We start from the raw sequence: 11,039 nt of genomic DNA, 5'->3' as shown, positions 1-11,039 counted from the left end.
CCCCCCCCCCCCCCCCCCCCCCCCCCCCCCCCCCCCCCCCCCCCCCCCCCCCCCCCCCCCCCCCCCCCCCCCCCCCCCCCCCCCCCCCCCCCACCGACAGCGCCAGAAAAGCCTGGCTTCCCCTGCTACCGCAAGCCGAGCCCCGTGGCAGCCGGTAGGCCCCTGGGCAAAGTAAAGGAGGAGGCCGCCACGCGGCCGGGGGACATTTGCACCTGGGGCCTACCGGCTGCTACGGGGCCCTCACGCTCGCGACCGGCCCGATCGGAGATGCCAGCCGATCCAAACCTGCACACTCGACCACCCGCGTAGCGTCGTGGTCACTCTGCCACGGCCCTTGCAAAACGACGCATCCGAACACCCGAAAAAAAACGCCCCTTCCTGTGAAGGGGCGTTTCGGACGATGCGGAACGGCAGACTCAGCGCTTGGCTTCGTCGGCGTTCTTCTTTGCTTCATCGGCCACGTCGCGGGCCTTGTCGGCCACCTTCTGCGCTGCATCGGCGGTGGCGTCGCTGGCGTGCACGCCCGCATCCTTGGCGGCGGTCTTGGCTTCGCCAGCTGCTTCGGAGGTGGCTGCCGCAGCGCGGTCGAGCGCCTGTTGGGTTTCGGCAGCGGCGCGCTCGGAGGCGGCAGCGGCATCGTCGGCGGCATTGCGCGTGGAGGCGGCGGCCTTGTCCACCGCTTCGCGTGCGGCGGCGTTGGCGCTGTCGGCGGCCTGCGCGGCGTCATCGCGCGCCTTCTCCGCTTCCGGGCCTTTGCATGCGGCCAGGCCGAGCAGCAGGGAGGCGGCCAACAGGGACGTGGTGAACGGACGAATCTTCATGGCGGTCTCCAATACGGTGATCGTAGGGGAAGCCAGCCTATTCATGCCTGCGTGAAGGCCGGGTCGGTGCCCGCCAACCTTGCTCCGGCCGGATCGCGCCCAAAGAAAAAGCCGCTGGCGAACCAGCGGCTTCTTCAGACTTGCGTGAAGAAAGAAGTTATTACTTCTTGGCTTCTTCAGCAGCGTCCTTGGCCTGCTCGGCGGTGGCTTCACCGGCCTTGGCAGCGTCTGCAGCGGTGTCGGCAGCAGCGTCGGTGGCAGCAGCGCCAGCCTGGGCAGCGGCGTCAGCCGAGGTGTTGGCAGCGGTGGCAGCGGTGTCGGCAGCAGCCTGGGCAGCGTCGGCGGTCTGGGCGCCAGCAGCAGCGGCCTGGTCGGCGGCGACCTGGGCGTCAGCGGCAGCTTCGTTGGCCGAAGCAGCGGCGTCAGCAGCCTGTTCCTGCTTCGAGCAGGCGGTCAGAGCCAGGCCCAGGGCCATCGCGATCAGCAGCTTGTTGATGCTCATTTGTGTGAATCCTCGTCGTTAGATTAGGCAACGCGCTATTGCGCGCCCGGCAACATGATGACAAGCCACGTTTGGCTGTCAAGCGATCGCGCATTCATTTTTGCGAAATGCGCGTTAAGTTCAATCAAATCAATTCGATGGCAATGGCCGTGGCTTCGCCGCCGCCGATGCACAGGGTGGCGATGCCGCGCTTTCCGCCGCGCGTGCGCAATGCGTTGACCAACGTTACCACCAGGCGTGCCCCGGAAGCCCCGATCGGATGGCCCAATGCGCAGGCGCCGCCGTTGACGTTGACCTTCTCGTGCGGGATGCCCAGTTCACGGATCGGCGCCATGGCCACCACCGCGAAGGCTTCGTTGATTTCGAACAGGTCGACCTGGTCCAGCCCCCAGCCGGCTTTTTCCAGCACCTTGTGCAGGGCGCCGATGGGAGCGGTGGTGAACCATTCCGGTTCCTGGGAATGGGTGGCGTGGGCCACGATCCGCGCCAGCGGCGTCACCCCGCGTGCCGCGGCGTCTTCCTCGGCCAGCAGCACCAGTGCGGCGGCGCCATCGGAGATGCTCGAGGAGCTGGCTGCGGTGACCGTGCCGTCCTTCTTGAAGGCCGGGCGCAGGGTCGGAATCTTGGCGATGTCCGAGCGGCCCGGCTGTTCGTCCTGGCTGAATTCGACCTGGCCCTTGCGGCCGGCCACCTTCACCGGAACGATTTCGTCGGCGAAGGCACCGTCGGCCTGCGCGGCCTGTGCGCGACGCACCGATTCGATGGCGAACGCGTCCTGTTCCTCGCGGCTGAACTGGTACTTGTCCACCGTGCATTCGGCGAATTCGCCCATTGCCTTGCCGTCGTAGGCATTGACCAGGCCGTCATGGGCCATGTGGTCGACCGCCTGGAAATTGCCGAAGCGGTTGCCGGTGCGCGAGTTGGGCAGCAGGTGCGGCGCATTGGACATCGACTCCATGCCCCCGGCCACCACGATGCTGGCCGACCCGGCCTTGATCAGGTCGTGCCCCAGCATGATGGCCTTCATGCCCGAGCCACACACCTTGTTGAGCGTGGTGGCACCGGTGGAGACCGGAATGCCCGCCGCGATCGCGGCCTGGCGCGCGGGCGCCTGGCCCAGGTTGGCCGGCAGCACGCAGCCCATGATGACTTCGGAGACATCAGCCGCTGCGATGCCGGACTGCTGCAGTGCTGCAGCGATGGCGCTGGCACCCAGGGTCGGGGTGGGCACGCCGGTGAACTGGCCCAGGAAGGAACCGATGGCGGTGCGTTTGGCAGCGGCGATGACGATGTTGGACATGGGCAATCTCGTTGGTGCGTGAGCAGGTTTCAAGAGTGGGACCGCGTGCCATTGGCGGCAGCGGGTTTTCCCGGCAGACTGCGGACTACCGGCCAAGTATAGAGGCTTGGCACTGGCCGCCGGGTCAGGTCCAGGAGGACCGATCTGCGGCGATACCAACACGTCAACGGGGATGCAGGGATGAACAAGGCAACAGTGGGGCGGTCGGTGCTGGTCACGGCCATGGCAGCGGTATTGGGTGCCTGTGGCGGTGGGGGCGGCGGCAACAATGTGCGCGTGGACCCGCCACCGGTATCGCCCCCGCCCACCACGCCTCCGACCACGCCGCCGGTCACCCCGGTCAAGCCCCAGCAGCCGGCGTTCGACGCGCACCTGACCATCACCCAGGCCGGTGCGGCGCGCACCGCGGGCCTGGACGGCACCGGCGTGCGCATCGGCGTGGTCGACTCCGGCGTGATGCGCAACCACCCCACGCTGGCGGGCCGCGTGTTGGCCAACTACACCTATATCGATCCGCGCACCAACAACGTCAACGTCGACGACGTGGTCGGCCATGGGACGGCGGTGGCCGAACTGGCCGCCGGCAAGGCGCTTGGCAGCTGGCCCGGCGGCATCGCGCCGGGCGCGCAGCTGGTGTCGGCGCGCATCATCGCCGACCAGCGCCCCAGCGATGACGGCTCCGGCAGCGGCAATGAAGTGAATGGCGCGCTGGGCCTGGACCAGGTCCATCAGGACCTGATCAGCCAGGGCGTGAAGGTCATGAACAACTCGTGGGGCGGTCTGTACTGGACCAACCCCGCAGCCACCGCGCCGATCGCCCAGGAGTACCGCCCCTTCATCATCGCCAATGGCGGGCTGGTGGTGTTCGCCACCGGAAACGAAAGCAAGCCCAATCCCTCCAGCATGGCGGCGCTGCCCAGCCAGGCCGGCCCGGGTGGCACGCTGCCGGCGGCCGACCTGGAGCGTGGCTGGCTCAGCGTGACCGCGGTCGATTCCACCGATCCCAGCAAGCTGGCGTCCTACGCCAATGCCTGCGGCGTCGCCGCGCGGTACTGCCTGGCCGCCCCCGGCGCGGCGGTGTACGTCGATCCGGCGCATACCGCTGGGGGTACCCCGAGCTATCTCTGGAACTACGGCACCTCCTTCGCCGCCCCGCTGGTATCGGGCGCAGCGGCGCTGGTGTGGCAGAAGTATCCGTACTTCAGCAACGACCTGGTGCGCCAGACGCTGCTGGGCACCGCCACCGATCTCGGCGCGTCCGGCGTGGACAGTACCTTCGGCTACGGCCTGCTCAACATCGCCAAGGCCATCAATGGGCCGGGGCGGTTCGACTGGGGCGACGTCACGGTCAACGTCAACCAGGCCGGGCTGAACTCGGTCTGGAGCAACAACATCGCCGGCAGCGGCGGGCTGATCAAACAAGGTGTCGGTGCGCTGGGCCTGTCCGGCACCAATACCTACAGCGGTGCCACGCGGATCGAGCAGGGCACGCTGGCGCTGCGCGATGGCGGCTCGATCACCTCCAACGTGCTGGTGGTGGCACAGAGCGGCAGCCCGAACAACGCGGCACTGCAGTTCATGACCGGCACCAGCCGGGTGAAGGGCGATGTCGACAACGGCGCCAGTGTCATCGTGCGCGATGCCAACAGCTCGGCCACGATCGAGGGCAATTACACCCAGCGCGCTGGCGCGCAGCTGATGATCGCGCTGGGTGCCGGCCCGCTGAATGTCACCGGTAGCGCGGCCCTGGCGGGCAATGTGCACGTCAGCAGCATCGTCAACGGTTACGTGCCTGCGAACGGTCGCACCCAGACAGTGCTGCAGGTGGGCCAAGGCATCAGCGGGCAGTTCGATGGGGTCACCCACAGTCTGGCCCAGGCCACGTTGCTGCAGATGTCGCTGCAGCAGAGCGCCTCCACCGTCACCCTGACCACCGACCAGATCAACATCACCAGCGCCGCCCTCAATGCCGGCGCGGGCGGGGCTGCGCTGGCCTCGGCCGCCCGGGTGGAAACGGCATTTGAAGTGCTTGATGGCGGCCGCATGGCCGGCAGTGCCTTCGCCAATGGTGCAGGCGAACTGCAGCAGGTGCAGGGCAACCAGGCGCTGCAGACCAGCCTGGACAGCCTGTCCGGCAAGGCCCATGCGCTGGCCACCGCGGCCACCTTCGACAGCGTCGATCTCAACCGCCGCGCGCTGTCGGCGCGGTTTGGCCAGGTGCAGGGCGCGCCACGCCTGCGCGGTGCGTGGCAGAACCAGCTCGGCGAGGTCGGGCAGGGCAGCTTCTCGGCCAGCGGTGCCGACACCCGCGGCTGGATGATGGGCCAGGACGTGGCCTTCGGCAGCAACGGTGTGCTGGGCTTCGCCTTCGGCGAGACCCGCACGCACAACAGCCGCGACTGGGGCAGTGACCGTGGCCGTGACCGGCAATCGCAGGCGCAGGTGTATGCCGGCTGGGGCACGCGGCGGGCCTACGCACTTGGCCAGCTGGGCGCCGGGCAGTTCACCCGGGAAATCGATCGCCAGCTGCTGCTCGGTGCCGGCCAATACGGCGTCAATGCCCGTTACGGCGGCCAGTTCACTGCGGCCAGCGTGGAAACCGGCTACCGCCTTGGCGATGGCCGTGCCTCGTTGACCCCGTACCTGGGGGCCGACTACGCCCGCGTGGACAGCGACCGCTTCAGCGAACAGGGCGGGCTGGGCTTCGGCCTGCGCACCCAGGGCGGGGTGAGCACGCGCAGCCAGGCACTGGCCGGCGTGCGCGCCGAACGCCAGTGGGGCAGCTGGGCGCTGCGCGGCTATGCCGAATGGCAGCAGCTGCTGTCCAGTGACGGGCTGGTGCAGGACGCCAGCTTTGTCGGCGTGGACGCCTGGGCACCGATGGCAGGGCTGCAGCCGGCGCGATCGGGCGGGCTGTTCGGGCTGTCGGTGGAGTCGTGGCTGACCCGCAACACGCGGGTGGCGTTCGGGTACGACCAGCGCTTCGGGCCGCGGGGCGACCTGAGCCAGGTTGCGCTGCGCTATTCGGCCGCATTCTGAGCGGACAACCTGCCCCTGCCGGGGCAGCGACCGCAATGATCTGAAACGCAGAAGGGCGCGATGCAATCGCGCCCTTCTGCATGGTGCGGCGGAACGGCTCAGTTCCCGCGCAGCGTGCCCAGCCGCGGTGTGGCGCGGCCCAGTGGCATCTTCAGCTTGCCGATGGAATGGATGCGCGTTTCGGCGATCTTGTCGGCCGCGCGCTGGGGCGCGATGCCCTCCTGCTGGGACAGGGCGAAGATCCGGCCAAGGTTGTGGTAAATGCTGCGGATCAGGCGCATCGCGCGTTCGCGGTTGTAGCCGTCGATTTCCAGCGAGACATTCATCACCCCGCCCGCGTTGACCGCGTAGTCCGGGGCATACAGGATGCCGCGCGCATGCAGTTCATCGCCGACGTCCAGGCTGGAGAGCTGGTTGTTGGCGGTGCCGCAGACGATCTTGCACTTCAACCGGGCCAGGGTCTGCGGGTTGATCGCCCCCTCCAGCGCGCACGGGGCGAACACATCGGCATTGACGTCGTAGATGTCGTCCGGCTTCACGGCCTCGGCGCCGTATTCGGTGACCGCACGATCGACCCGCGCGCTGTCCAGGTCAGTGACGAACAGCTTGGCGCCGCGGTCGCGCAGCAGCTTGACCAGCTCCATGCCGATATGGCCCAGGCCCTGGACCGCGATGCTGGTCTTGCCCACTTCTTCATGGCCCAGCTTGTGCTGCATCGAGGCCATCAGCGCCTGCAGCGCGCCATAGGCGGTGAACGGGGCCGGGTCGCCCGAGCCGCCATGGACCTGGTGCACGCCGGTGACGTATTCGCTTTCCAGGTAGATGTTCTCCATGTCGTTGACATCGGTGCCCACGTCCTCGGCGGTGATGTAGCGCCCGCCCAGCGAGTCGACGTAGCGGCCAAACGCGCGGAACAGCACCTCGCTCTTGTCCTGGCGCGGGTCGCCGATGATCACCGCCTTGCCGCCGCCCACGTTCAGCCCGGCCAGGGCGTTCTTGTAGGTCATGGTGCGGCTCAGGCGCAGCGCGTCGGCCAGCGCATCATCGGTGCTGGCGTACGGGCGCATGCGCACGCCACCCAGGGCAGGGCCCAGGGTGGTGTTGTGGATGGCGATGATCGCCCTCAGGCCGGCATCGCGGTTGTGGCAGAACACCACTTGTTCGTGACCGGAAGTTTCGAGGGTTTCAAATAACATGGTGGCTCCGATGGGGCGAACGGCGGGGAACAGCGGCGAACGCACCAGCAAAAGGTGGGTTGTAAAACAAAAAAAGCGACTTCGTCGGATCAGGGGACGGGTCGCGCGGCGCCATTCTAGTGCATTCCGCCGGAGGGTGTTGTCAGGGTTTGCCCGGACCCCACGACAGGCATCGGCCCCGGTTGCGACGGGACGGGCCATTAAAGTTGCTGAAGATGCCGCCGATGCCGTGGCAACGGTGCGCAGTACCAGCAATGCCAGGACGGACGACGTGGGTGCAGTGACAACACAGAGGCAGTGCCGCCCCAGGCGGCCGCGCGGATGGACATGAACGTGATCGTGGTGGCGGGGCTGGCCGGAGCGGTCGCGTTGGGGCTGGTGGTGAGGCGACACCGCAGGCTGCGCGTAGCCGCACCGGGCGCGGCGGCGCACCCGCGTGCGCCCGCGTCTGCACTGCCTGCGCCGACCGGCAGCGTCGCCGATACCGCGCCCGCCGAGGCGCTGCAGGCTGGACTGCATGCGCTGGCACTGGTGCGGCGCAGTGGCGACGCTGCCGACGACGACCGGCAGCGCGACGACGCGCTGCACGCGGCAGTGGTGGCGGCACTGGAGCAGCGCGACTGGTCGGCCCGGCAGCTGCCGCGGCGCCCGCAACTGCTGCCGCAGTTGATCCAGACGGTCAACGACAGCGACGCCTCGGCCCGTGCGATGGCCGCCATCATCGGCCAGGACCCGGTGCTGACCGGCAACCTGCTGCGCATTGCCAACAGCCCGGTGTACCGCCTGCAGGCCAAGCCGGTGGACAGCCTGCAGCGGGCGGTGACGCTGGTGGGGACCGAGGGCATCCGCCAGATCATCAGCGCGGTGCTGGTACAGCCGGTGATGCAGGTGCACTGCGAGGCCTTCCCGCAGTTCGGCACGGTGATCTGGGAGCACGCGCTGCTGGCCTCGCGCGCGGCGGCCGATCATGCGCGGCTGGTGACCCACGAGGACGCGTTCGCCGCGCAGTGGCTGGGGCTCACCCAGGGCCTGGGCGCGGCGTTGGTGATGCGACAGCTGCTGGACACCTGCGCCGCGCAGGACGAGGCGCTGCCCTCGCGCGCGCTGGCCATGCAGTTGCTGGATGCCTGGACCTTGCCCGTGGCCGGGCGGATCGCGGCGGCCTGGGAATTGCCGGATGCGGTGCACGAAGCGCTGTTGCGCGACGCAGGCACGGCCCAGGGAGGGTTGCCGGCCAGCCTGCGCTTCGCGCGGGCGGCGGCCGCCGCCAGCCTGCTGTGCCGACATGGCCGGATCGGCCAGGCCCAGGCGCTGGCCATCCTGGAACAGCAGCACGGCACGCCACCGCACGCGCTGCAATGGATCTGGCGGCGCCTGCATGGGCGCGCGGTGGAAACGCTGGATGCCGACGAGGCCGAGGCCTGAGGGTTCGTGGAGGGCAGGCATGCCCACCCCGAACGCGATGACGACGGTAGAGCCACGCCATGCGTGGCTCCCCCCAGCGGCCGCTTACAGCTGCGACTCCAGTGGCAACCAGCTGATGACGCGCGCGCTGGCACGCAGCCAGAACGACGTATCCGGTTCCCGGTCGAGCAATACCGGTGGCTGGGCGGCCCGATCCAGCCAGCGGACCCGGTCCTGTGCGTCCAGCGTCACCCAGTAGCTCTGCGCCGGATCGGCCAGGCGCAGGTACTCGGCACGCAGTTGCGCGCCCAGCACCGCATCGTCGAACAGCACGCCCATCTCGGTGTTGAGGTACGCCGACCGTGGGTCGAGGTTGAACGACCCGACGAAACCACGCCGGTCATCCAGCAGGAAGGCCTTGGTGTGCAGGCTGGCCCCGCTGCTGCCGAACAGCCCGCTGCGGTCGCCATAGCCGTGCGCCTTCAGCTCGTAGAGGTGCACGCCACTGCGCAGCAGGGGCGCCCGGTAGTGCATGTAGCCCCCGTGCACGGCGGCGACGTCGTTGGCCGCCAGCGAGTTGGTCACCACCCCGACCAGGGCGCCGCGCTTGACCATGGCCGCCATGCCGTCGGTGCCTTCCTCGCCGGGCACGAAGTACGGCGAAATCAGCAGCGCCTTGTGGCGGGTGGCCTGCATCTCGCTGACCAGCCGGGTCACCAGCCAGTTCGACGTGTCATCGCGGCGGTGCTTCATGGCCGGGTCCGAGACGATCTCCACGTTCGGTGACCAGTGCAGCTCGACCGCGTCGCGGTAGTACGAGCGGGCCGACTGCGACTGCTGGACACGGCGCAGGTACGGCTGGGCGACATCGCGCTTGGCTTCGTGCTCGGATTCGCGCACCAGCAGGCGCAGCTGGGCCGGGGTGTGGAAGGCCAGCGCGGCGATTGGAACGGCGGTTTCGCTGTTCCAGTATTCGTCAAAAATGCGGTTGGCCTGGTTCACCGCATGCCCGGCAACCAGCAGGTCGAGGTCGCGGAAGTTCACGTCCGACCGCGCGCTGAAATACTCTTCGCCGATGTTGCGGCCGCCGACGATGGCCACGCGCCCGTCGGCGATCCAGGCCTTGTTGTGCATGCGATGGTTGACGCTGAAAAAGCGCTGCACCATCTCCACCATCCGCCACGGCCCGGTGCGGTTGCGGAAGGGGTTGTACAGGCGGATCTCGATGTTGGGATGCTCGTCGAGCGCCATCAACAGGGCGTCCTTGTCCCGGGCATTCATGTCATCGAGGAGCAGGCGTACCCGCACGCCGCGTTCGGCCGCCTCGTACAGGGACTGCGCCATCAGGTGGCCGATCAGGTCGTCGTGCCAGATGTAGTACTGCAGGTCCAGGCTGCGTCCGGCATGGGCGGTGATGACCGCACGCGCGGCATAGGCATCCAGCCCATCGGCAAGGAAGGCGACGCCGCTCTGGTCGGGGTGGCTGGCCTGCAGGCGGGCCAGTTCGCGGTCGATGACGGTCTGGTCCGGCTGGACCGGCAGCACGCTGCTGGGGGTGCCCATGGCCTTGGGGGTCAGGTGGTCGGCCAGCAACAGGCCGCTGAGCACCAACAGCACCAGCACCGCGAGCACGATTCCCAGCCAGCGCAGCATCCGGCGCCAGAGCGGCTTTCGTTCAGTCATGGGCCGATGCTAAGCCGGGCGCGCGTCCACGGCGAGTGCCGGGCGCACACGACCGCCTCAGAAACGTTCGTCGGGCGCGAGGTAGCGCCACTGGCCCGGTACAAGCTTGCCCATGGCAACGCGGCCGATGCGCAGGCGGCGGACGCTGATGACGTCGAGGCCGACCTGGCGGCACATGTCGCGCAGCTGGCCGGGTTGTACGGGTTTGATGGCGAAGCGCAGGCGGGTTTCGTTCTGCCAGCTGACCTTGCACGGGGGCAGGGGCCAGTTGCGGAAGCTGAGGCCATGGGCGAGGCGCTTCATGCCATAGGGCGCCAGTTCACCACTGACTTCGACCAGATACTCCTGTTCGAGGGTGGCGCCGCGATCCTTGAGGTGGGATACGACGCGGCCGTCCTGGCTGACGACGACCAGGCCGCTGTCTTCGTCGGCGAGCGGCATGACCAGTTGCAGGGCGTGGAAATGGCGCTGGAGGAGGGTGACGCCGGTGGCGTCCAGTTCGCTGCGGCTGTCGGGGGTGACCAGGGCGCACAGTTCGTCGGCGCGCATGCCGGCCGGTTTGTGCAGGAGCATGCTGACGGTTTCGGTGCGGGTGGCTTCGGCGTTGTCGCGCAGGACGATGGTTTCGTCGGTGACCAGGGTCTGCGGTTGTTCGACGACCTTGCCGTCCACGGTGACCCAGCCGCCTTCAATGTAGCGCTGGGCGTCGCCACGGGAGCAGCCGATGAGGCTGGTCAGGCGTTTGTCGAGTCGGATCGGGTCGGTCATGGGGCTGGCAACGAAAAGCGGGATGCGGGCGGGGAGTGTACTGGGTGTGGGGGAGGGGTGGGTTGGGGTGGCCCGGCTGGGCCTGAGCTGGAGCTGGAGCAACAGCAACAGCTAGAGCCGGAGCCGGAGCCGGAGCTGGAGCCGGAGCAACAGCCTGTTGGCCGGGCGGCGTGGGTTGGCCGGGGGTGGGGGGGGGGGGGGGGGGGCCCCCCCAACCCCCCCCAGGGGGGGGGGGGGGGCCCCCCCCCCCCCCCGCCCCCCCCCCCCCCCCCCCCGCCCGCCCCCCCCCCCCCCCCCCCCCACAACCATGGGGTCGCCCCCACCCC

Annotated in this window: 8 protein-coding genes; 2 read left to right on the top strand and 6 right to left on the bottom strand. The window is 68.9% G+C overall.

Annotated elements, in window-relative coordinates; all coding sequences use genetic code 11:
- Positions 1-416 precede the first annotated feature (416 nt).
- From ABIA71_RS20750 to ABIA71_RS20740, 3 genes are all read right to left on the bottom strand, one after another.
- On the bottom strand, positions 417-821 hold the full coding sequence (locus ABIA71_RS20750; RefSeq protein WP_038687022.1) for a hypothetical protein: 405 nt from the start codon (positions 819-821) through the stop codon (positions 417-419).
- 160 nt (positions 822-981) lie between these two features.
- Positions 982-1,323 (bottom strand): hypothetical protein, encoded by a 342-nt coding sequence (locus ABIA71_RS20745; protein WP_038687024.1) that lies wholly within the window; start codon positions 1,321-1,323, stop codon positions 982-984.
- 124 nt (positions 1,324-1,447) lie between these two features.
- Positions 1,448-2,623 carry a thiolase family protein gene (locus ABIA71_RS20740; protein WP_354287825.1) on the bottom strand — a complete coding sequence of 392 codons (1,176 nt, stop codon included), beginning with the start codon at positions 2,621-2,623 and terminating at the stop codon, positions 1,448-1,450.
- 180 nt (positions 2,624-2,803) lie between these two features.
- On the opposite strand from ABIA71_RS20740, the gene ABIA71_RS20735 reads away from it, so the two are divergent.
- On the top strand, positions 2,804-5,662 hold the full coding sequence (locus ABIA71_RS20735) for a S8 family serine peptidase (RefSeq protein ID WP_354287824.1): 2,859 nt from the start codon (positions 2,804-2,806) through the stop codon (positions 5,660-5,662).
- 98 nt (positions 5,663-5,760) lie between these two features.
- Here ABIA71_RS20735 and ABIA71_RS20730 read toward each other — a convergent pair whose 3' ends face one another.
- A complete protein-coding gene (locus tag ABIA71_RS20730; RefSeq protein WP_354287822.1) occupies positions 5,761-6,858 on the bottom strand; it encodes a Glu/Leu/Phe/Val dehydrogenase dimerization domain-containing protein in 1,098 nt (365 codons plus the stop codon).
- A gap of 321 nt (positions 6,859-7,179) precedes the next feature.
- Here ABIA71_RS20730 and ABIA71_RS20725 point away from each other — a divergent pair, with 321 nt between their 5' ends.
- Positions 7,180-8,283, top strand: coding sequence for an HDOD domain-containing protein (locus ABIA71_RS20725; RefSeq protein ID WP_502961293.1), 1,104 nt, complete (start codon positions 7,180-7,182; stop codon positions 8,281-8,283).
- 84 nt (positions 8,284-8,367) lie between these two features.
- Here ABIA71_RS20725 and ABIA71_RS20720 read toward each other — a convergent pair whose 3' ends face one another.
- A complete protein-coding gene (locus ABIA71_RS20720; protein WP_354287819.1) occupies positions 8,368-9,945 on the bottom strand; it encodes a phospholipase D family protein in 1,578 nt (525 codons plus the stop codon).
- Positions 9,946-10,002: 57 nt separating this feature from the next.
- Positions 10,003-10,713, bottom strand: a complete 711-nt coding sequence (locus tag ABIA71_RS20715) for an rRNA pseudouridine synthase (RefSeq protein WP_354287817.1) — start codon at positions 10,711-10,713, stop codon at positions 10,003-10,005.
- Positions 10,714-11,039: the final 326 nt, after the last annotated feature.

This window comes from Stenotrophomonas sp. 2619 (assembly GCF_040548725.1).
Lineage (GTDB): Bacteria > Pseudomonadota > Gammaproteobacteria > Xanthomonadales > Xanthomonadaceae > Stenotrophomonas > Stenotrophomonas maltophilia_AP.
The sequence above is the reverse complement of the archived record's forward strand: the minus strand, read 5'-3'. Positions and strand labels throughout refer to the sequence as shown.

What these genes read in the sequence shown, in the direction of transcription:
- ABIA71_RS20745 (WP_038687024.1), bottom strand. Translation starts at nt 1,323, where the DNA reads ATGAGCATCAACAAGCTGCTGATCGCGATGGCCCTGGGCCTGGCTCTG.
- ABIA71_RS20740 (WP_354287825.1), bottom strand. Translation starts at nt 2,623, where the DNA reads ATGTCCAACATCGTCATCGCCGCTGCCAAACGCACCGCCATCGGTTCC.
- ABIA71_RS20715 (WP_354287817.1), bottom strand. Translation starts at nt 10,713, where the DNA reads ATGACCGACCCGATCCGACTCGACAAACGCCTGACCAGCCTCATCGGC.
- ABIA71_RS20750 (WP_038687022.1), bottom strand. Translation starts at nt 821, where the DNA reads ATGAAGATTCGTCCGTTCACCACGTCCCTGTTGGCCGCCTCCCTGCTG.
- ABIA71_RS20725 (WP_502961293.1), top strand. Translation starts at nt 7,180, where the DNA reads ATGGACATGAACGTGATCGTGGTGGCGGGGCTGGCCGGAGCGGTCGCG.
- ABIA71_RS20735 (WP_354287824.1), top strand. Translation starts at nt 2,804, where the DNA reads ATGAACAAGGCAACAGTGGGGCGGTCGGTGCTGGTCACGGCCATGGCA.
- ABIA71_RS20720 (WP_354287819.1), bottom strand. Translation starts at nt 9,945, where the DNA reads ATGACTGAACGAAAGCCGCTCTGGCGCCGGATGCTGCGCTGGCTGGGA.
- ABIA71_RS20730 (WP_354287822.1), bottom strand. Translation starts at nt 6,858, where the DNA reads ATGTTATTTGAAACCCTCGAAACTTCCGGTCACGAACAAGTGGTGTTC.